At 35.2% G+C, this 21,659-nt stretch carries 21 protein-coding genes and 1 tRNA gene; 16 read left to right on the forward strand and 6 right to left on the reverse strand.

Annotated features, from left to right (window positions below):
• Nucleotides 1-9: 9 nt before the first annotated feature.
• Together rpoC and ACFFU9_RS01100 are read left to right on the forward strand one after the other, a co-directional pair.
• Nucleotides 10-4,311, forward strand: a complete 4,302-nt coding sequence (rpoC, locus tag ACFFU9_RS01095; protein WP_379859509.1) for a DNA-directed RNA polymerase subunit beta' — start codon at nucleotides 10-12, stop codon at nucleotides 4,309-4,311.
• Nucleotides 4,312-4,450: 139 nt separating this feature from the next.
• Nucleotides 4,451-4,780, forward strand: coding sequence for a DUF3467 domain-containing protein (locus ACFFU9_RS01100; RefSeq protein WP_379859510.1), 330 nt, complete (start codon nucleotides 4,451-4,453; stop codon nucleotides 4,778-4,780).
• Between the two features lie 68 nt (nucleotides 4,781-4,848).
• Here ACFFU9_RS01100 and ACFFU9_RS01105 read toward each other — a convergent pair whose 3' ends face one another.
• The gene (locus ACFFU9_RS01105; RefSeq protein WP_379859511.1) at nucleotides 4,849-6,435 is read right to left on the reverse strand and encodes a peptide chain release factor 3; all 1,587 of its coding nucleotides are present in this window, start codon (nucleotides 6,433-6,435) and stop codon (nucleotides 4,849-4,851) included.
• A 119-nt stretch (nucleotides 6,436-6,554) separates the two neighbouring features.
• Here ACFFU9_RS01105 and idi point away from each other — a divergent pair, with 119 nt between their 5' ends.
• The 5 genes from idi (at nucleotide 6,555) to ACFFU9_RS01130 (ending at nucleotide 8,979) form a co-directional block, all read left to right on the forward strand.
• On the forward strand, nucleotides 6,555-7,079 hold the full coding sequence (gene idi / locus ACFFU9_RS01110; protein WP_379859512.1) for an isopentenyl-diphosphate Delta-isomerase: 525 nt from the start codon (nucleotides 6,555-6,557) through the stop codon (nucleotides 7,077-7,079).
• Complete coding sequence (locus ACFFU9_RS01115) at nucleotides 7,076-7,486, forward strand: 6-pyruvoyl trahydropterin synthase family protein (RefSeq protein ID WP_379859513.1); 411 nt, start codon at nucleotides 7,076-7,078, stop codon at nucleotides 7,484-7,486. The genes idi and ACFFU9_RS01115 overlap by 4 nt, the downstream gene beginning before the upstream one ends.
• A 25-nt stretch (nucleotides 7,487-7,511) precedes the next feature.
• Nucleotides 7,512-8,486 (forward strand): type I phosphomannose isomerase catalytic subunit, encoded by a 975-nt coding sequence (locus ACFFU9_RS01120; protein ID WP_379859514.1) that lies wholly within the window; start codon nucleotides 7,512-7,514, stop codon nucleotides 8,484-8,486.
• 86 nt (nucleotides 8,487-8,572) lie between these two features.
• The gene (locus tag ACFFU9_RS01125; RefSeq protein WP_379859515.1) at nucleotides 8,573-8,842 is read left to right on the forward strand and encodes a hypothetical protein; all 270 of its coding nucleotides are present in this window, start codon (nucleotides 8,573-8,575) and stop codon (nucleotides 8,840-8,842) included.
• A 63-nt stretch (nucleotides 8,843-8,905) separates the two neighbouring features.
• Nucleotides 8,906-8,979: transfer RNA gene (locus ACFFU9_RS01130), tRNA-Thr, on the forward strand.
• Between the two features lie 125 nt (nucleotides 8,980-9,104).
• Here the strand turns inward: ACFFU9_RS01130 and ACFFU9_RS01135 are convergent.
• Both ACFFU9_RS01135 and ACFFU9_RS01140 read right to left on the reverse strand, forming a co-directional pair.
• Nucleotides 9,105-9,533, reverse strand: a complete 429-nt coding sequence (locus ACFFU9_RS01135; protein WP_379859516.1) for an FKBP-type peptidyl-prolyl cis-trans isomerase — start codon at nucleotides 9,531-9,533, stop codon at nucleotides 9,105-9,107.
• 174 nt (nucleotides 9,534-9,707) lie between these two features.
• A complete protein-coding gene (locus tag ACFFU9_RS01140; protein ID WP_379859517.1) occupies nucleotides 9,708-10,199 on the reverse strand; it encodes a metallophosphoesterase family protein in 492 nt (163 codons plus the stop codon).
• 324 nt (nucleotides 10,200-10,523) lie between these two features.
• Here ACFFU9_RS01140 and truA point away from each other — a divergent pair, with 324 nt between their 5' ends.
• Nucleotides 10,524-11,267 (forward strand): tRNA pseudouridine(38-40) synthase TruA, encoded by a 744-nt coding sequence (truA, locus tag ACFFU9_RS01145; RefSeq protein ID WP_379859518.1) that lies wholly within the window; start codon nucleotides 10,524-10,526, stop codon nucleotides 11,265-11,267.
• Nucleotides 11,268-13,034, forward strand: coding sequence for an ABC transporter ATP-binding protein (locus tag ACFFU9_RS01150; RefSeq protein WP_379859519.1), 1,767 nt, complete (start codon nucleotides 11,268-11,270; stop codon nucleotides 13,032-13,034). It abuts the gene before it with no gap.
• Here ACFFU9_RS01150 and ACFFU9_RS01155 read toward each other — a convergent pair.
• From ACFFU9_RS01155 to folP, 3 genes are read right to left on the reverse strand one after another with little or no spacing between them, the layout of a single operon-like run.
• Nucleotides 13,031-13,816 carry a diadenylate cyclase gene (locus ACFFU9_RS01155; protein WP_379859520.1) on the reverse strand — a complete coding sequence of 262 codons (786 nt, stop codon included), beginning with the start codon at nucleotides 13,814-13,816 and terminating at the stop codon, nucleotides 13,031-13,033. The genes ACFFU9_RS01150 and ACFFU9_RS01155 overlap by 4 nt on opposite strands.
• Nucleotides 13,817-13,851: 35 nt before the next feature.
• Complete coding sequence (locus ACFFU9_RS01160) at nucleotides 13,852-14,538, reverse strand: hypothetical protein (RefSeq protein WP_379859521.1); 687 nt, start codon at nucleotides 14,536-14,538, stop codon at nucleotides 13,852-13,854.
• A gap of 1 nt (nucleotide 14,539) precedes the next feature.
• The gene (gene folP / locus ACFFU9_RS01165) at nucleotides 14,540-15,364 is read right to left on the reverse strand and encodes a dihydropteroate synthase (RefSeq protein WP_379859529.1); all 825 of its coding nucleotides are present in this window, start codon (nucleotides 15,362-15,364) and stop codon (nucleotides 14,540-14,542) included.
• A 180-nt stretch (nucleotides 15,365-15,544) separates the two neighbouring features.
• On the opposite strand from folP, the gene ACFFU9_RS01170 reads away from it, so the two are divergent.
• From ACFFU9_RS01170 to ACFFU9_RS01200, 7 genes are all read left to right on the forward strand, one after another.
• Entirely contained in the window at nucleotides 15,545-16,084 is a 540-nt protein-coding gene (locus ACFFU9_RS01170; RefSeq protein ID WP_379859522.1) for a DUF1599 domain-containing protein, read from the forward strand.
• 57 nt (nucleotides 16,085-16,141) lie between these two features.
• Nucleotides 16,142-17,236 (forward strand): BT_3928 family protein, encoded by a 1,095-nt coding sequence (locus ACFFU9_RS01175; protein WP_379859523.1) that lies wholly within the window; start codon nucleotides 16,142-16,144, stop codon nucleotides 17,234-17,236.
• Nucleotides 17,237-17,282: 46 nt separating this feature from the next.
• Nucleotides 17,283-18,359: an ABC transporter permease gene (locus ACFFU9_RS01180; RefSeq protein ID WP_379859524.1), complete on the forward strand. Its 1,077-nt coding sequence runs from the start codon at nucleotides 17,283-17,285 to the stop codon at nucleotides 18,357-18,359.
• Nucleotides 18,360-18,385: 26 nt separating this feature from the next.
• Nucleotides 18,386-18,877, forward strand: coding sequence for a TlpA family protein disulfide reductase (locus tag ACFFU9_RS01185; protein ID WP_379859525.1), 492 nt, complete (start codon nucleotides 18,386-18,388; stop codon nucleotides 18,875-18,877).
• 63 nt (nucleotides 18,878-18,940) lie between these two features.
• Nucleotides 18,941-19,690, forward strand: a complete 750-nt coding sequence (gene tpiA, locus ACFFU9_RS01190; protein ID WP_379859526.1) for a triose-phosphate isomerase — start codon at nucleotides 18,941-18,943, stop codon at nucleotides 19,688-19,690.
• Between the two features lie 158 nt (nucleotides 19,691-19,848).
• Nucleotides 19,849-20,685 (forward strand): 50S ribosomal protein L11 methyltransferase, encoded by an 837-nt coding sequence (prmA, locus tag ACFFU9_RS01195; RefSeq protein WP_379859527.1) that lies wholly within the window; start codon nucleotides 19,849-19,851, stop codon nucleotides 20,683-20,685.
• 101 nt (nucleotides 20,686-20,786) lie between these two features.
• Entirely contained in the window at nucleotides 20,787-21,062 is a 276-nt protein-coding gene (locus tag ACFFU9_RS01200; RefSeq protein ID WP_379859528.1) for an ATP-dependent Clp protease adaptor ClpS, read from the forward strand.
• The last annotated feature ends 597 nt before the right edge of the window (nucleotides 21,063-21,659 follow it).

A 21,659-nucleotide genomic window follows, 5' to 3' on the forward strand; every position in this document is an offset into this window, starting at 1 on the left:
CTAAAAGAAATGGCAAGAAAACAAGATAAGAATACAGTAAAGAGGTTTAATAAAATCTCCATTGGTTTGGCATCACCAGAGTCTATTTTAGCAGAATCTAGAGGTGAGGTTTTAAAACCAGAAACTATCAATTATCGAACACACAAACCAGAAAGGGATGGTTTGTTCTGTGAGCGTATTTTTGGTCCTGTAAAGGATTATGAATGTGCTTGTGGAAAATATAAAAGAATCCGTTACAAGGGAATCGTTTGCGACCGTTGTGGCGTTGAAGTAACAGAAAAGAAAGTACGTCGTGACCGTGTTGGGCATATCAATTTGGTAGTGCCTGTAGCACACATTTGGTATTTCCGTTCTTTACCGAACAAAATAGGCTACTTATTAGGTTTGCCATCCAAGAAATTGGATATGATCATTTACTATGAAAGGTATGTGGTTATCCAACCAGGAAATGCTAAAAATGAAGAAGGCGAACCTTTACAAAAACTGGATTTCCTAACAGAGGAAGAGTATTTGAATATTTTAGAGTCTCTTCCACAGGACAATCAGTATTTAGATGATAGCGACCCTAACAAGTTTCTTGCTAAAATGGGAGCGGAGTGCTTGATCGATTTATTATCAAGAATCGACTTAGATGCTTTATCATACGAATTGCGTCATAAAGCAAATACAGAAACGTCTAAACAACGTAAAACAGAGGCATTAAAACGCTTACAGGTTGTGGGAGCACTTCGAGATTCTAACAATAATAGAGAGAATAGACCGGAGTGGATGATCATGAAAGTGGTTCCAATTATTCCGCCAGAATTACGTCCGTTAGTGCCGTTGGATGGGGGACGTTTTGCTACTTCAGATTTAAATGATCTTTACAGAAGGGTAATCATTCGTAACAACCGTTTAAAACGTTTGGTGGAGATTAAAGCACCAGAAGTTATTTTACGTAATGAAAAACGTATGTTGCAAGAATCTGTAGATTCATTGTTTGATAACACCCGTAAGTCTTCGGCAGTAAAAACAGACTCTAATAGACCATTAAAATCATTATCAGATTCACTTAAAGGTAAGCAAGGCCGTTTCCGTCAAAACTTACTTGGTAAGCGTGTGGATTATTCTGCACGTTCTGTAATTGTTGTAGGTCCAGAATTAAAATTACATGAATGTGGATTGCCAAAAAATATGGCAGCAGAACTTTATAAGCCTTTTGTAATTAGAAAGCTAATCGAAAGAGGTATCGTAAAAACTGTAAAATCTGCAAAGAAAATTATAGATAAGAGAGAGCCAGTAGTTTGGGATATTTTGGAAAATGTGCTTAAAGGCCATCCTGTATTATTAAACCGTGCACCAACATTGCACAGACTAGGTATTCAGGCTTTTCAACCCAAATTAATAGAAGGAAAAGCAATCCAATTGCACCCCTTGGTGTGTACCGCTTTTAACGCGGATTTTGATGGGGATCAGATGGCTGTGCATTTACCTCTAGGACCAGAGGCTATTTTAGAATGTCAATTATTAATGTTGGCTTCTCATAACATATTAAATCCTGCGAATGGTTCCCCAGTAACGGTTCCATCTCAGGATATGGTACTTGGTCTGTATTATATGACTAAGCTACGTACCTCAACACCCGAAGCTAAGGTAAAAGGGGAAGGCTTGACTTTTTATTCACCTGAAGAGGTAGAGATTGCTTTTAACGAGCAAAAGGTTGATTTGAACGCAGGTATAAAAGTAAGAACGCTTGGTATTAACGAAGATGGTAAGCTTGCTCCAATGATTATCGAAACAACTGTTGGGCGTGTATTATTTAATCAACACGTTCCTCAAGCTGCTGGATATATCAACCAAGTTTTAAACAAAAAATCATTAAGGGATATTATTGGTGAAATCCTTAAAGCAACGTCTGTTCCTGAAACAGCCGATTTCTTAGATGCCATTAGAACTTTAGGTTTTAAATTTGCTTTCCAAGGTGGTTTATCCTTTAGTTTAGGAGATATTATTATTCCGCCAGAAAAGCAGTCTATGATTGATAAAGCAAATGGTTTAGTTGATGGGATTACCGGTAACTATAACATGGGGCTTATTACTAATAACGAACGTTACAACCAAGTTATTGATATTTGGACGTCTACAAATGCGGAATTGACAGAATTGTCAATGAAACGTATTCGTGAAGATCAACAAGGATTTAACTCGGTGTTTATGATGCTTGACTCGGGAGCTAGGGGATCTAAAGAACAGATTCGCCAGTTGACCGGTATGCGTGGATTGATGGCGAAGCCTAAAAAATCGAACGCAGGTGGTGGAGAGATTATTGAAAACCCAATTCTTTCTAACTTTAAGGAAGGGCTTTCCATTTTAGAATACTTTATTTCTACTCACGGTGCCCGTAAAGGATTAGCGGATACGGCTCTTAAAACTGCCGATGCAGGTTACTTAACCCGTCGTTTGGTAGATGTTTCTCAAGATGTTATTATCAATACAGAAGATTGTGGTACATTAAGAGGTGTAGAAGTGGAATCATTAAAGAAAAATGATGAGATTGTTGAAAAATTAGGAGAGCGAATTGTAGGTCGAGTATCTTTAAACGATGTTCATAATCCTTTAACCGACGAACTATTAGTATCTGCAGGACAGCTTATAGAGGATAAAATTGCAAAAGCAATTGAAGACTCTCCAATTGATGCCGTAGAAGTACGCTCTGCATTAACGTGTGAAGCTCTTCAAGGTATTTGTGCAAAATGTTATGGTCGTAATTTAGCGACAGGCAAAATGGTGCAACGAGGAGAAGCTGTTGGTGTTGTTGCAGCACAGTCTATTGGAGAGCCAGGAACACAGTTAACCTTGCGTACATTCCACGTAGGAGGTATTGCAGGTAACATTTCTGAGGAAAACAAATTGGCTGTTAAGTTTAACGGTATCGCAGAAATAGAAGATTTAAAAACCGTAAAAGGTGAAGACAATGAAGGCAATCCTGCAGACGTTGTTATTTCAAGAACTTCAGAAATTAAACTGATAGATAAGAAAACGGGTATTACATTAAGTACCAATAACATTCCTTATGGCTCTACATTATATGTAAAGAGCGGCCAGGAATTATCTAAAGGTGATGTGGTGTGTTCTTGGGATCCATATAACGGTGTTATTATTTCAGAGTTTGCTGGTAAGATCAAATACGAGAATATAGAACAAGGTGTTACTTATCAAGTGGAAATTGATGAACAAACAGGTTTCCAAGAAAAAGTAATTTCTGAATCTAGAAATAAAAAACTAATCCCTACGCTTCATATTGAAGATTCTAAAGGAGAGGTAATACGCTCATATAACTTACCGTTAGGAGCGCATATCATGATTGATAACAACGAAAAAATTAAGGTTGGAAAAGTCTTGGTTAAAATTCCTCGTAAATCTGCGAAATCAGGTGATATTACAGGAGGTTTACCACGTGTTACCGAGTTGTTTGAAGCACGAAATCCTTCTAACCCTGCAGTTGTTAGTGAAATTGATGGTGTGATTTCTTTTGGAAAAATAAAGAGAGGTAATCGTGAGATTATTGTAGAGTCTAAACTAGGGGAGGTTAAGAAGTATTTAGTAAAACTTTCTAGTCAGATTTTGGTTCAAGAGAACGATTACATTAAAGCGGGTATGCCATTATCAGACGGGTCTATTACACCAAATGATATCTTGAATATTAAAGGGCCTTCTGCAGTGCAACAATACTTGGTAAATGAAGTACAAGAAGTATATCGTTTACAAGGGGTGAAAATCAATGATAAACACTTCGAGGTTGTGGTAAGGCAGATGATGCGTAAAGTTAGGATTATCGATTCTGGTGATACTATTTTCTTAGAAGATCAATTAGCCCATAAAGATGATTTCATTAAAGAAAATGATGATATTTTTGGAATGAAGGTTGTTGAAGATTCAGGTGACTCTGCAAAATTAAAAGCAGGTCAAATCATTTCACCTAGAGAACTACGTGACGAAAACTCTATTTTACGTAGAGAAGATAAAGCTCTAGTAGAGGCAAGAGATGCGAAGCCAGCAACGGCGACGCCAATCTTACAAGGTATTACAAGAGCATCGTTACAAACCAAATCATTTATCTCGGCAGCCTCTTTCCAAGAGACTACTAAGGTGCTTAATGAAGCAGCAGTAGCTGGTAAAATAGACGATTTAGAAGGGCTTAAGGAGAATGTTATTGTGGGTCACAGAATTCCTGCAGGTACAGGGATGCGTAAATACAGTGATATTATCGTAGGATCTAAAGAAGAGTTTGACGAAATGATGCAAGTTAAACAAGAAATGAATTTTAATTAAATAAGGCCCTAGTTTTACCAGCCAAATGGCATGTGAAGCTTGTAAGTCGAATTATTGCTTAGCGTAATCGAAGCATATAAAACAAAAGCCTTCATGTATTTTATATTTGAAGGCTTTTAATTTTTTAAATAGTACTATTATGGCAGAAGATAAAGACAAAGAAAAACAAACTCAAAATCAAGGTCAAATTAATATTGAACTCGATGAAAAAGTAGCTGAAGGAACATATTCTAATTTAGCAATTATCAACCATTCTGTTTCTGAATTTGTTGTTGATTTTGTAAACATCATGCCAGGAGTTCCAAAAAGCAAAGTAAAATCTAGGATTATTTTAACCCCGCAGCATGCTAAGCGATTGCTTAAAGCGTTGCATGATAATGTAGCCAGATTTGAAAATGCACATGGTGAAATTAAAGATTATGAGCAACCGCCCATACCCTTAAACTTTGGTCCAACAGGCCAAGCTTAATACTTTTAAAAATAAAAAAATCGCATTGAAAATTTTCAATGCGATTTTTTATTTAAATGCTATGTTTTTTAAAACTCGGAAGTAAAATGGAATTTTATACTAGGATACTTTTGTTGTGTCATTTGCAATGAAAATGCAGAATCTGCTAAAAATACCAATTGATTTTGTTTGTCTTTTGCTAAAAAACGTTGTTTAACTCTTACAAACTCTTTATACTCTTCACTTTTAGAGCCTTTGGGGTCTACCCAGCACGCTTTATGTACGTTTAGGTTTTCGTAGGTACATTTGGCTCCATATTCATGTTCCAGTCTATATTGGATCACTTCATACTGTAAGGCGCCCACAGTGCCAATAACTTTTCGGCCATTAAGCTCTAAAGTAAATATTTGAGCTACACCTTCATCCATTAGTTGGTCGATACCTTTAAAAAGTTGTTTGGACTTTAAAGGATCGGCATTGTTGATATATCTAAAATGTTCAGGAGAAAAACTGGGCACTCCTTTATAATTTATAATTTCTCCTTCAGTCAACGTGTCTCCAATTTTAAAATTTCCGGTATCGTGCAATCCTACTATATCTCCAGCATACGAAGTATCTACAATCTCTTTCTTTTCTGCGAAAAAAGCATTAGGACTGGAGAATTTCATTTTTTTGTTATTTCTAACGTGTAAATAAGGTTTGTTTCTTTCAAATTTACCTGAAACGATTTTAACGAACGCCAATCGGTCTCTATGGTTAGGATCCATATTGGCATGTATTTTAAAAATAAAGCCGGTAAACTTATCTTCTTTGGGGTCTACTAATCGTTCTTCACTCAGTTTTGGTCTTGGACTTGGGGCAATATCTACAAAACAGTCCAGAAGCTCCCTAACTCCAAAATTATTTAAAGCAGAACCAAAAAATACGGGTTGGAGTTTTGCATTTAAATAGTCCTCTTTATCAAAGTCAGGATAAATACCTTCTACCAGTTCAATCTCTTCCCTTAAAGTTTTAGCAGCTTTATCACCAACTAATCGATCCAGTTCTGGAGAGGATAAGTCTGATATTTCTATGGTTTCTTCAATGTCTTTTCTACTATCGCCTGTAAAAAGATTGATGTTTTTTTCCCAAATATTATAAATACCTTTAAAATCGTAGCCCATTCCAATAGGGAAACTCAATGGTACGACCCTTAATCCTAATTTTTGTTCAATTTCATCCAAAAGGTCGAACGCATCTTTCCCCTCTCGGTCCATTTTATTAATGAACACAATCATAGGGATGTTTCGCATCCTACACACCTCTACTAATTTTTCGGTTTGCTCTTCAACACCTTTTGCCACATCCACCACCACAATAACACTATCTACAGCAGTTAGCGTTCTAAAGGTGTCTTCGGCAAAATCTTTATGTCCGGGAGTATCCAGAATATTAACTTTTATACCATCGTATTCAAAAGCCAAAACAGAGGTTGCTACAGAAATTCCACGTTGCCGCTCAATTTCCATAAAGTCACTGGTAGCACCTTTTTTTATTTTATTGCTTTTTACGGCCCCCGCTTCTTGTATGGCACCACCAAAAAGGAGTAGTTTTTCTGTCAAGGTCGTTTTACCGGCATCGGGATGCGCGATGACGCCAAAAGTACGCCTACGTTGTATTTCTTTTAATAAACTCATATATAGTTGTAAATCGCAGCAAAGATACTTTATAATTTATGATTTGAGAATTTCGATTTTATATTTATTTGAATGAAGCATGAGGTTTTTAATAATTTACTTGGTATTTTTGTGTTATTATGGAAGAAGAAAAAGTAATCCTCGTGAATGAAAAAAACGAGCAAATTGGTTTGATGCCAAAAATGGAAGCCCATGAAAAAGCAGTATTGCATCGCGCTTTTTCTGTTTTTATTTTTAATGATAAAAACGAATTGATGATCCAGCAACGTGCCCTATCCAAATATCACACACCTGGATTGTGGGCCAATACCTGCTGTAGCCATCAACGTGAAGGCGAAAGTAATATAGATGCAGGAAAACGGCGCTTACAAGAAGAAATGGGGTTTGTGGTCGATTTAAAAGAATCTATTTCTTTTATCTATAAGGCGCCTTTTGATAATGGCTTGACAGAACACGAGTTTGACCACATATTATTGGGTAAATATAATGGCGAACCCATTATTAATCCAGATGAAGTGGCCAGTTGGAAATGGATGTCCTTAGATGCGATAAGAAAAGATATTGAAGCGCATCCCGAGCGATATACAGCTTGGTTTAAAGTGATTTTCGATAAATTTTACGAACATATCAATGTAAAGGCATGAACGTAACGGTTAATAGAAAGGCACATTTTAATGCCGCACATAGGTTATATAGAAAAGATTGGTCTGACGACAAGAATAATGCCGTTTTTGGGAAATGTAATAACCCCAATTTTCATGGCCATAACTATGAGCTTATTGTAAGTGTTACAGGGCCTATTGATCAAGAAACGGGATATGTTATCGATATGAAGGTTTTAAGAGATATTATTAAGACTGAAGTTGAAGATGTTTTAGATCATAAAAACTTGAATATTGAGGTGCCTGAATTCAAGGAGTTAAATCCAACTGCCGAAAACATTGCTGTGGTGATATATAATAAAATGAGGCCAAATCTAGCTGCTCATTTAGACTTAAAAATAACACTTTTTGAAACACCGCGCAATTTTGTGGTGTATTCTGGAAACTAATAATTGATAATTTTAAAATAACAACATGAATAAAACACCCTTGTATCCCATAAAATTCACCCCTATATTAAAAGATAAAATTTGGGGCGGACAAAAATTAAAAAACATACTTAATAAAAACAGCGATTTGCCAAATGTTGGTGAAAGTTGGGAAATTAGTGATGTTGAAGGGGATACGTCTATTGTATCAAACGGTAGCTTAAAAGGGCAATCGTTAAAACAGTTACTGGAAACCTATAAACAAGATTTATTAGGAATACAGAATTATAGAATATTTAAAGATAAATTTCCTTTACTTATAAAGTTTATCGATGCTAAAGAAGATTTGTCCATTCAGTTACATCCTAATGATGAACTGGCCGCTAAAAGACATAATTCTTTTGGGAAAACCGAAATGTGGTACACGCTTCAAGCAGATGATGATGCCAATTTAATAGTAGGTTTTAATCAAGAGATGACACGGGAAAAATACTTAAAACATCTTAACAACAAAACGCTTCCCGAAATTTTAAATTTTGATAAAGTAAAAGAAGGTGATACGTATTTTATAGAAGTAGGCCGCATTCATGCCATTGGGGCGGGGGTTATGGTTGCAGAAATACAACAAACCAGCGATATTACTTATCGCGTTTACGATTGGGATAGAGTGGATGATAATGGGAATGAGCGCGAACTGCATAATGACTTAGCGATTGATGCTTTCGATTTTGATATGCCAGACAATTTTAGGGTAAATTATTCAAAAACGGCTAACGAGTCGAATGAAATGGTGAGCTGTCCTTATTTTACAACGCATTATATTGAGTTGGATAAAACGCTTCAAAAGGAGAATCATCAAGACTCTTTTTTCATTTACATCTGTGTAGATGGTGAAGCGACTATTAAAATCGATGACACCTCAGAACTCATAAAAAAAGGTGAAACGGTATTAATACCAGCTGCTGCAAAGCAATTTGAGATAAGTGCAACTTATGCAAAACTTTTAGAAGTATACGTGTAATTAAAAAAATATTTTTTCCTTAGCCTCAAGCGAGGCATCTTATCTATTATTTAACTACTTTTGTATAAATTTTTAAAATTAAAAGAATGGCAAATGTTAGAAACCTAAAGAAAGACATTAATTTTGTTTTAGGTGATATTATTGAAGCGGTTTATATTTGGGAGTATTCAAAAACAAATCCTGATAAAAAAGCGAGCGAGGCAATTATTGATGAAGCAATTGAAACTTTCGACACTTTAATCGCTAAAGTAAACGATAAAAATGTTGAGAATAAAAAAGCACATTTTAAAGCGATAAACCAAGAGTTAGAAACAAAAGGAAGTGCTTTAATTGAAAAAATAAACAATCTTGGATAAAATTTTTTAGCAGAGTGCTTGCAAATATCAATTTTGCGTTTATATTTGCACTCGCTAAACAATGCCGATGTAGCTCAGCTGGCTAGAGCAGCTGATTTGTAATCAGCAGGTCGTGGGTTCGAGTCCCTCCATCGGCTCTTATTAAAAGCAAAAAGACCTTTCATTTGAAAGGTCTTTTTGCTTTTAAACTAGTTCATTTTAAAAAAATATAAAAAAAAGTCTGGAAACGCTCCAGACTTTTTTTTATAATAAAAACAACTTGTTATTTAATTTCAACAAGTTCTAGTTCGAATGTTAAATCTTGTCCAGCCAAAGGGTGGTTGGCATCAATAACAATATGCTCATCGTGAACTTCGGCTACGCGAAATTGTACTTCAGACCCATCAGGGTTTTTTGAAGCCAAGCCCATACCAACCTCAGGGGTCATTTCCTGTGGTAGTTGGTCTTTTTTCACTTCATGGAACAATTCTTTTTGTACATCACCGTAAGCTTCTTCAGCAGGAATATTAACTGTTTTTTTCTCGTTAACTTTCATGTCAATCACACCTTTTTCAAAACCAGGAATCAACATCCCTTGTCCTAATGTAATTTCTAACGGTTCTCTTTCCAATGAACTGTCAAAAACCTGACCATTGCTTAACTTTCCTGTGTAATGCACTCTTACGGTGTCATTTTCTTTTACTTGACTCATAAATAGTTATGTTTACTTTTTCAATTGGGGCAAAATTACAATTTATGAGTGGGCAGCCAAGGTATTAGCCTATAAATACGATGGTTTGGGAAAAAATTAACATAAATATACCTGTTAAAGTCTAGGAGCTGGATTGAGGTTCTCTTTTGGAAGCTTAATAAAAGCATCTTGATTTTATGAAGGAAATTCTATTACTTCGAGATTTTCTATTTTTTTACCGTCAATAGTAAACCGTAACATAGTCCTTTTTTTATGAAAACCATGTTTGCCTACAGCACCTGGATTCATGTGTAATAGGTTTAGTTTTCTATCGGGCATTACTTTTAAGATATGGGAATGGCCACATATAAAAAGCTGTGGCGGATTTAGCCGAATTTCTTCACGCACTCGAACATTATAAGCGCTAGGGTAGCCACCAATATGGGTAATCCAGACGTCTACACCTTCGCACATGAAACGGTTGTTTTCGGGAAACTCCATTCTCACATGGGTATCGTCTATATTACCATAAACTGCTTTAAGAGGTTTTAAGCTTTTAATGGCATCTGTTACTTTTAAATCTCCAATATCGCCTGCATGCCATACTTCATCTGCCTGTTTTACGTATTTTAAAATCCCATCATCTATATGGCTATGGGTGTCTGAAAGAAGTAATATTTTTATCATGTATTAATAATTGTAGTAGGCAAAGTTATCGATAATTGCTTTAACCTGTTAGATGCAGAAGAAGTTCCTTAAAAGGATTTTTCATTTGCTTTAACCAAATCCTCACAAGGCAAACCAAGCCTCCATTTAAAAGATAAGCAGGCAAGTAGGTGCGTTAGGGATTGCAGCGGCATCCTTTTTTGAGGTACGAGAAAAAGATATAGCGGAAAGCCCGACCCTTGGGGAACGCCCAATTGTTTTTTTAATATATAATTAGGGGTTGACGGCTTCGTATAAAACACAAAACTGCCTATCTTTGCAGCTTCAACTAAAGTATAAAACAAATTGCGATATTTTATAGAACTTTCTTATAATGGCAGTAATTACCATGGTTGGCAATACCAGCCCAATGCAATAACTGTACAGGAAGTTATTGAAAAATCGTTGTCTGTACTTTTAAAAGGAAAAACGCCCATAATGGGGGCAGGTAGAACGGATGCTGGCGTACATGCCACGCAAATGTTTGCCCATTTTGACACCGATATGCTTTTTGATGAAACGGATATCGTGTATAAACTTAACCTTTATTTGCCAAAGGATATTGCCATCCAGAGCATTTTTAAAGTAAAAGATAAAGCCCATGCGCGTTTTAATGCTTTAAGTAGAACCTATTTGTATAGGATTACATTGCATAAAAATGTGTTTACCTTTGAAAATGTGTATTATGTAAAGCAAGATTTGGATATAGATAAAATGAACGAAGCCACAAAAATTTTGTTTGAATATCACGATTTTCAATGTTTTTCTAAAAGTAAGACAGATGTGAAAACATATAATTGTAAAATTATGAAAGCCGCATGGACTTTAATTGATGGCGAACTGCAATTTGTAATTCAGGCCGATCGTTTTTTAAGAAATATGGTAAGGGCTATAGTGGGCACGATGGTCCATGTTGGATTAGGAAAAATAAAGGTAGACGATCTTCATTCTATTATTAAATCTAAAAACAGAAGCGAAGCGGGTTTTTCGGTGCCTGGGCACGCTTTGTATTTAACGCATGTGGAGTATCCAGATGCTATTATGTTGTAAATGGGAAAAACGAAAGAAAATATATTTGATGTACGATTGTTTGTAAGGCTTTTTAAATTTATGAAGCCCTATAAAATGGTGTTTTCTTTTGTGTTTATTGCTGTTATTTTTATAGCTGTTTTAGGAGTTGCCACACCTTCGCTTTTACAACAGGCTATTGATGAAAACCTGACCACTAAAACCAAAGAAGGGTTTTTGTTTTACATTTTACTCATGATAGGGCTTTTGGTACTCGAGTTTGCGGTTCAATTGTTTTTTATTTTCTATTCGGGCTGGTTAGGGCAGACGGTTGTTAAGGATATTCGCGTAAAATTATTTAATCATTTGCTTCGTTTTAAAATGAAGTATTACGATAATTCTTCTGTAGGTGTGCTTATTACACGTGCGGTAACAGATATGGAGCGTATAGCCGATGTGTTTAGTGAAGGGCTGTTCATGATATTTCGAGATTTGCTCACTATGGTCGTGGTCTCTGGCTTTATGATCTATATGAGCTGGCAATTGAGTATTATCGTGTTTTTAATGTTGCCGCTTGTACTTTATGCGACGCTCGTGTTTCAAAAGTATATGAAAAAGGCTTTTGAGGAAGTGCGCACCGAAGTTTCTAATTTAAATTCCTTTGTGCAAGAGCGTATTACAGGTATGAAAATTTTACAGCTATTTGCAAGGGAAACTATTGAGTACGATAAATTTAAAGCCATTAATCAACGGCATAAAAAAGGCTGGTTAAAAACCATTTGGTATAATTCTATATTTTTTCCAATAGCCGAACTTTCTTCTTCCATCACTATAGGTTTGGTGGTGTGGTATGGTGGCCTGCACGCTGTGGTAGATAGTGTTGCAACCCAAGGGGTACTATTTGCATTTGTAATGTTTATACCTAAACTGTTTAGGCCTTTACGCCAAATAGCCGATAAATTTAATGCCCTGCAAATGGGTATGGTGGCTGCTAATAGGGTTTTTAGGGTATTGGATACGACTTCTCAAATTGATGATACGGGCACTTTATTGGCAAATGATTTTAAAGGCGCAATTACATTTGATAAAGTATATTTTAATTATGTCGAAGATGAAACGGTTTTAAAAGGCATTTCGTTTCAAGTAAATGCAGGGGAAACAGTTGCAATTGTAGGGTCTACAGGTGCTGGGAAGTCGACCATTATTAATTTGCTTAATCGGTTTTATGAAATACAAAGCGGGAGCATCACTATTGATGGTGTGGATATTAAAGATGTAACTCTATCATCGTTGCGCACACAAATTGCCGTTGTTCTGCAAGATGTGTTTTTATTTGCAGATACCATTCTTAATAATATTACACTTAACAATCCTGATATAACCGAAAACGAAGTGGTTCAAGCAGCAAAAGATATTGGTATTCATGATTTTATTGCAAGCCTTCCAAACGGCTATCATTACAATGTAAAAGAACGTGGTATTATGCTGTCTTCTGGTCAGCGCCAGCTTATTTCATTTTTGCGCGCTTATGTAACCAACCCAAGTATTTTGGTGTTAGATGAAGCGACGTCTTCTGTAGATTCTTATTCGGAACAACTTATACAGAATGCCACTTATAAAATTACCAAAGGGCGAACGTCTATAGTGATTGCCCATAGATTGGCTACCATTAAAAAAGCCGATAAAATTATTGTTATGGATTCTGGTGAAATAGTAGAACAAGGTACCCATAGCGAGCTTCTTAAAATAGAGAATGGCTATTATAGAAATTTATATGAAGTCCAGTTTTTAAAGGATGAAGTGGCTTAAATTAAATCTTGTTTAATTAAAGCTGTAAGTTCGTCAATATCTTCAAAAACAATAAATTCTCCATCTTTAAAATATGAAATATGTCCGGTCTCCTCACTTACCGCTAAAGCTAGTGCGTCTGTTTTTTCGGTAACACCAATGGCTGCTCTGTGTCGTAATCCAAAACGTTTTGGTATGGTTTTTTCGTTGTTTAAGGGCAGGATAACCCGAGTTGCTTTTACAGTATTATTTTTTACTATAATAGCACCATCGTGTAGCGGGCTGTTTTTAAAAAAAATACTTTCTATAATGGGCTGGGTTACCGAAATATTCATCTCATCTCCAGAAGCCGATAAAAAATCTAAATTGTTGTTCCGTTCAAAAACAATAAGCGCGCCGGTTCTGGAAGCTGCCATTTTAGTGCAAGCAGAAATGATAACTTCTACTTTGGTTTCGTTACCGGTATCGGTTTTTAAGAATCTGAAATGTTTAAAAAACTTTCGCCTACCGCTAAAGTTGGTGGATCCTACCATAAGTAAAAACTTTCTGATTTCAGGTTGGAAGACCACGATTAAAGCGATAATACCGACTTTGATAAACCCATCAAAAATATTATGTAGCATAAACATTTCGAGAAAATCGGTAAGTTTCCAAACGGCATAGATAATGATAATGCCAATAAATATGTTAATAGCAACCGTGCCTTTTACTAACTTATAGATGTAGTAAAGCAGCAATGCCACTAGAAAGACATCTATAATGTCTACAATTTTAAATTTTAAAAGATCATTAAATATTTCCAAGCTGTTTTTGGTTTTGGTAAATTTAGTAAATAATGCTAATTATAGATGAATTCGTCTTTAATAATATTAAGATGTTTGGTGTCTAATTTTAAAAACGCTGACTTTACAGTAATATACTCTTGAAATGTTAATGCCGAATTAAACTGAAGGAAAACGTGTAATTCAGATTCTGGGTTCATCTTTTTTAAGCTTTCATTTATGTTTGAAATATCGAATTGTTCAAACGTACTTAAACTGCGTTCCTTTTTAAGAGAACCTAACTGTATGCTATCAAGAGACATAATGTTTATAAACACCGATTTAGAAGGCGTTTTATGTGTTTCTAAAAAGGTTTCTCCAAAAGAATAATTGATATGAGTAAACTCAATAAAACCGAGATTTTTTTCGCTGGTATCATGGCAGGTGAAATAGTTTTTAGCATGTATGTTTTTATGGCTAGAGCTCGATTTCTTTTCCTGTAAGGATTTTATATGCGGAATTACCTGTTTTAGGCTTAAACGCTTATCAACGTTCACGAGCCAGTTTGTGCTTACTATAAGGTTGTTTTTGTTTAATTCGACATGATCTGTTTTGGCTTCATTATAAAAAAGATAGGCGGCAGATACGTCGTTTATTTCTACAATATCAGAATGGTCTATTTCTGGTAATTGGATTACTTTATCATTACCGCAAGATAGAGCAGTAAGGCTTAGAGTTATTATAAGTAATAGGATGTGTTTCATTTTAAACATTTAACGCGTTTATCAATTTAATACATTCCATAGCTTCTTTAACATCATGCACTCTTAAAATTGATGCCCCTTTTTGTAAAGCCACGGTATTTAAAACAGTGGTTCCGTTTAAAGCTTGGTTTGCTGTAGTTTCCAGTAGTTTATAAATCATAGATTTTCTAGAAACTCCAATAAGTAGCGGTCTTTCTATTATTTTTAAAAGTTCCAGAGTGTTTAAAAGGTTATAGTTTTGTTCTAAGGTTTTTGCAAAACCAAAGCCTGGATCTATAATAAGATCTACGATGCCCAATTTTGTTGCTGCGGCAATACGCTCAGAAAAATAATAAATCATGGTTTTTACCAAATTATCATAATCGGTATGCTGTTGCATGTTTTGGGGCGTTCCGCGCATGTGCATCATAATATACGGTACGTGTAATTGGGCAATAGTTTGTAGCATGTTATCATCTAATTGTCCTGCAGAAATATCGTTAATCATGCAGGCGCCAGCTTCAATACAGTTTTGGGCAACAGCACTTCTAAAGGTGTCTATAGAAAGCAAAACATCTGGGAAGTGTTTTAAAATTAATTCAACAATAGGGAGTATGCGATGGAGTTCTTCGTGTTCGCTAACATCATCTGCATTTGGCTTAGAGCTATAAGCGCCCACATCAATAAAGGTAGCGCCATCGTTAAGGATCCTTTCAACATGGTTTAAGATTTCTTTTTCGCTTTTGTATGCACCGCCATCGTAAAACGAATCGGGTGTTATGTTTAGGATTCCCATCACTTTTGGCGATGATAAATCGATAAGTTGTCCTTTGCAGTTAATGGTCATACTATTACGGGTTCGGGTCTCAAATTTTAAACTCTTAAAACGAGCTTTTAAAACCGTTGGAAATTCATTTTTAACTTGAAACATTAGATTTTAAGCTTCAAAGATAGGTTTAAAACTTTGCACCTTAAGCTTTGAACTTTGAACAATTTAAGCGAAATTTACACAAAATTCTATGTATTCATGCAAAATACCTCAAAACAATACGATGCGGTAATTGACACGTGTAAGCGCTTATTTATAAAAAAAATGGGGGATTACGGTAGTGCATGGCGCATATTGAGATTACCCTCTTTAACAGATCAAATTTTTATAAAAGCGCAGCGAATTAGGGGGCTTCAGCAAAACGCCGAACAGAAAATAGATGAGGATGAGGTGAGTGAGTTTATTGGCATTGTCAATTACTGTACTATGGCATTGATCCAACTTGAGAAAGGCGTAGTAGAACAACCCGACTTGTCTATTGAAGCGGCCACAAAATTATACAGCGAAAAAATAGCCATTACCAAAACACTTATGGAAAACAAAAACCATGATTACGGTGAAGCATGGCGCGATATGCGTGTAAGTAGCTTAACCGATTTGATTTTACAAAAGTTATTACGTGTAAAACAAATTGAAAATAATAAAGGCAAAACTTTGGTAAGTGAGGGCATTGGTGCCAATTATCAAGATATGATCAATTATGCGGTCTTTGCTTTAATTCATTTGAGTGAAAAATAAATTAGTAGTAACCGGTCACCTTGAGCGTAGTCGAAAGGTCTTATTAAGGCAAAATATATGAAAGTATTAGTAAACATATCAAGAGTTCTCGTAGGTATATTATTTATATTCTCTGGATTTATAAAACTTAACGACCCTCTTGGGTTTTCTTATAAATTACAGGAATATTTTAGCCCAGACGTACTAAATATTCCTTTCTTAGAACCTTATGCCTTAATGATTTCGGTTTTTGTTGTTGTTTTTGAAGTGGTGCTTGGTGTGTTCTTGCTTATTGGTTATAAACCTAAATTTACGGTTTGGAGCCTAATGGCCATGATGGTGTTTTTCACCTTCTTGACTTTTTATGCCGCTTATTTTGAAAAAGTAAAGGATTGTGGCTGCTTCGGAGATTTTTTAAAGTTAGAGCCTTGGGAAACGTTCTGGAAAGACGTTGTACTTTTGGTATTGATTATCATTCTTTTTATAGGTGTAAAGTACATCGCTCCATTATATGGTAGGTTAACAACTACCATATTGGCTTTGTTGAGTTTTATTTTAAGTTTAGGGTTCGGTTACCATGTGTTGATGCACCTGCCCGTGTTCGATTTTAGGGCTTATAAAATAGGGAACAATATAAAAGAGGGGATGAGCATTCCAGAAGATGCCCCAAAACCGCTTGTGGAGTATTATTGGACATTTAATATAAATGGAGCGGAGCAAACCATAACTACAAAAGGGGCTTATCCCGATGTGGATGGCGATTTTGTAGGAGTAGATACTAAAGTAATACGGGAAGGTTACCAGCCTCCTGTAGTCGATTTTTCTATAGAAAGCGAAGACGAAAACCTGGTGGACGAGTTTTTAAATGAAGAAAAACTAATTATTGTAGTGTCTTACGGTTTAGAGTTTATTGAAAGGGAAGGTGCTCTAAAGTTAAAAGCGTTGCAAAAAGAAGCTCGTGAAAAAGGTTATAAAATTATTGGTTTAACGGCCTCTGGGGAATCGGAAAAGCAACGGATTAAGGCTGCTTATGGTTTAGATTTTGAGTTTTATTTATGTGATGAAAAGGCACTAAAAACAGTTGTGCGTTCTAACCCTGGTATTTTAGAACTGGATAAGGGAACGGTTAAACAAAAGGTGCATTGGAATGATTTAGAAGATTTAAAACTGTAATGCTAAGTTGTATTTGTAAAAATAAATCAATTCACAAACCTTCTATTTGATAAGCTATTTACTAAATAAAATGTATTATGCGTTACTCACATTATTTGGGGTAGTAACGGTTATTTTCTTTTTATTTAATGTGCTTCCAGGGGATCCGGCACAAATGATGCTGGGACAAAACGAAGATAGTGCCCAATTGGCAATAGTTAAACAAAAATATGGTTTTGATAAGCCCATCACTACGCAGTATTTTTATTATTTGAATGATTTATCACCCTTGTCCCTTCATTCAAAATCTCCCGAAGACTATACGTTTTTAAGCACAGGAAAATACTCAGCTACCCCATTGTTTTCTATAGGCAGTATCACAACCGTTTTTAAGTTCCCCTATTTAAGAGAGTCTTTTACAAAACAAGGCAAAAAGGTAAGTCAGGTTCTAGCAGAGACGCTTCCCAATACTTTTGTACTTGCTGTTACTGCTATTGTTTTTGCCATGCTGCTAGGTGTTGTATTAGGCATTATATCTGCATTATACAAAGATAAATGGCAGGATAAAACCATTCAAATCTTTAGTACATTTGGTATGAGTGTTCCTTCTTTTTTTAGTGCTATTTTATTTGCTTGGTTTTTTGGCTATGTTCTGCATGAGTATACACATTTGGAAATGACAGGAAGCTTATATGAACTCGACGATTTTGGGGAGGCTATGCACATACAATGGAAAAATTTAATACTTCCTGCCCTAGTTTTGGGTATCCGGCCTCTAGCGGTAGTGATTCAACTGATGCGAAACTCGTTGTTGGAAGTCCTTAATCAAGATTATATAAGAACCGCAAGAGCCAAGGGCTTGAGCGAGTTTCAGATTATAAAAAGGCATGCGGTTAAAAATGCTTTAAATCCAGTAGTTACAGCTATTTCGGGATGGTTTGCCTCGATGTTGGCAGGAGCTGTATTTGTAGAGTATATTTTTGGTTGGAATGGTCTTGGAAAAGAAATTGTTAATGCTTTAAACACTTTGGATTTACCAGTGATAATGGGTTCTGTGTTAATTATAGCCTTACTCTTTATAATTATTAATATTTTTGTAGATATGATTTACGTTTGGTTAGATCCCAAGGTTAAATTGGAATAAATGTTCAAACAAAAAGAATCTCTTTTATGATAAAATATTTCAAGATTTTAATTATTTTTATACTGTTTTCGGGGTGTAACTCAGAGGTGCCAACCCAGTTTTCAGAAGCTGCTTTAAATGATGTTTTTACCACCTTAGATGGAAGCTCGATTAAACTTCGTGATATTTTAAAATTACATGAAGATAAAACCATTCTCATCGATGTTTGGGCCTCTTGGTGCGGCGACTGTATAAAAGGAATGCCTGATGTTAAGGCCTTGCAAGAAGCGTATGGCGATGTAGCTTATGTGTTTTTATCTTTAGATCGCACAGAGCGCGCATGGAAAAAAGGTATAAAAAAGTACGATGTTCGCGGTGAGCATTACTATATGCCGTCTGGTAAAAAAAGTGCTTTTGGGTCGTTTGTAAAAATAGATTGGATACCCCGTTATATGGTAGTCGATTCTAAAGGACATATTAAGTTGTTTAAAGCCGTAGAGGCAGATGATATAAATATAAAAAAACGTTTAATTAATTAATAAAAGCCCTTCCCACTTATGCTCTAGGTTTAGACAACGTATGGAAAAGGTAAATAGAATCTTATGAGAAAACAAATAGTAGCAGGAAACTGGAAAATGAACAACGATTTGGCGCAAACCGAAACCTTGATTACAGATTTAAAAAATCAGACGAAAACGTCAAATGCTGAAGTGATGATTGCTCCAACATTCACTAACCTATGGCAGGCTTACCAAACGTTAAAAGATCATGATATAGAAGTGATCGCACAGAATATGCATTTTGCTGAAAACGGTGCTTATACAGGGGAGATAAGCGCGAGTATGTTAAAGAGCATTGGTGTTAATACCGTAATTTTAGGGCATAGCGAACGTCGTGAGTATTTTAATGAAACGGATGAATTATTGGCTAAAAAAGTAGATGCGGCTTTAGCAAATGATATTCGTGTTATTTTCTGTTTTGGTGAAGAATTGGCCGATAGAAAATCTAAAAACCATGAAAACGTAGTGGGAAGCCAGATTAAAAATGGATTATTTCATTTAAAAGCCGATGCCTTTAAAAATATTGTATTGGCTTACGAACCCGTTTGGGCCATTGGTACTGGCGAGACTGCTAGTCCAGAACAAGCACAAGACATGCATGCTTTTATTAGAAAAACTTTGGCAGATCAATATGGAAAAGATGTTGCCGATAGTGTTTCCATTCTTTATGGAGGTAGTGTGAAACCAGCAAATGCTAATGAGATTTTTTCTAAACCAGATGTTGATGGTGGTTTAATTGGTGGTGCTGCATTACAAGCAGATGACTTTTATGCTATTGTAAACGCTTTCTAAATACTTTTTTGGTCTATCATTCATTTTTAACCGAGTTTAAGAATAATGATAAAGTAATATACTGCATCCTTTTTTTGTACTTTTGTGCCAAAGAAGGATGCTGTTTTTATTGATAGCCATTTCATATCATTCAAAAAAAATATAGATTATACATCAATATGTCAAATATCATTTACATAGGCTACGAATTCAAAGTCTCACCGTTACAACCAGGAGTAGAGATTCTTATTGCAGAATTAGGCTATGCCGGTTTTGAAAGTTTTGTAGAAACAGAAACTGGCGCTACAGCTTATATTCAAAAAGAAGCATGGCACGATGCCATCTTGGAGGAGATTCAAATTTTGGACTCTGATGAATTTGAGATTAGTTATAGTTTTAATGAAATTGAACAAACCAATTGGAATGAGGAGTGGGAAAAAAACTTTAATCCGATTGTTGTTGATGATATTTGTGCTGTTAGAGCTCCTTTTCATAATAAGTTCGACACGGAATTTGATATTATTATCGAACCTAAAATGAGCTTTGGAACAGGGCATCATGAAACGACACATATGATGATCCAACATGTTTTAAAGAATGATTTTACCAATAAATCGGTTTTAGATATGGGGTGTGGTACGGGAGTTTTGGCCATCTTGGCAGAAATGAAAGGTGCCCAGCCTATTGATGCCGTAGATTATGATAATTGGTGTTATCTTAATAGTTTGGAAAATGTAGAACGTAATAATTGCAAACATATTAGCGTTATAGAAGGAGATGCTTCTGTTCTGGAAAACAAAAAATACGATATAATCATTGCTAACATAAACCGCAATATTTTATTGCAGGATATGGAGGCCTATGTGTCTTGCTTAAATAAAAAAGGAATGATGTTTTTAAGCGGATTTTATAATGACGATATTCCTGTAATAAGAGCTATTTGTGAAAAACATCTGTTAAAATTTGAAGAAAAACTCGAAAGAAACCATTGGGTCGCTTTAAAGTTTTTAAATTAGTGTAAAATAACTTTTTTATATTTTTTAAGAATATCTAAAATTTGCCAACCAAAATGCTGAACTATAGAAACTTAGGTCAATTATTTGTAAGTTGAAATATTATGAGTACTAAAGAAAAAACATTAGAAGAAATATTACTTAAAGAAGAGGTTTTGACTCAAAACGAAATTGTGCTTTACAATGATGAGGTCAATACATTCGATCATGTTATAGAAACCCTTATGTATGCGTGCGACCATACTCCTGAACAAGCAGAACAATGTTCTATTATTGTCCACTATAAAGGTAAATGTACGGTAAAAACCGGTTTGTACGACGATTTGAAGCCTCGATGTTCCATGCTTTTGGAAGCAGGCTTAAGTGCAGAGATTGTTTAGGTTTAGTTTATTTTCTATATAAGGATGATGCATTGTGTGTTTTAATGTTAGCCTTGTGTTTAACAAAAAATATCTTTACGCTTTAATTTAAAACTAAGTGTATTCTTACTAAATTTATAAAAAACTCAGATTAAATTTTAATCTGAGTTTTTTCGTTTTAACCTTAATACACCTTTAAAACAAGAAGGCTTGTTACTCGAAGCATTTTTAATACTCTATTATATTTCAGGATCAAGCTAGTCTATAAAAAAAAGCTAATCTGTTTTTCTTGTAATTGGGAAAGTAGGTCCAAATACTTTGTTTGGGTGCTGCCAAAAGCAGCCGATATGGCTTTTTTATCCAAAGTACTAATACCTATAACCAGAAAGTTAGCTTCATTTCTGTTTTATAAAAGCAGTCACGTACGATTAAGTTGTGCTTTTTATCGAAAAAAACAGATTTTGAAAGTAAACTATTTCTTTGTTTGTAGGAAAAGAAATATCTTTGGATACTGAATTAATAATCTGTATAAACCATAGTTGTTTAATTTAAATATAACTTTAAAAATGGAACATACACTAGAGAGTGGTTTAATGGGATGAAATAGGTTAAAAATAT

This window comes from Mariniflexile ostreae (genome assembly GCF_042427585.1).
Lineage (GTDB): Bacteria > Bacteroidota > Bacteroidia > Flavobacteriales > Flavobacteriaceae > Pseudalgibacter > Pseudalgibacter ostreae.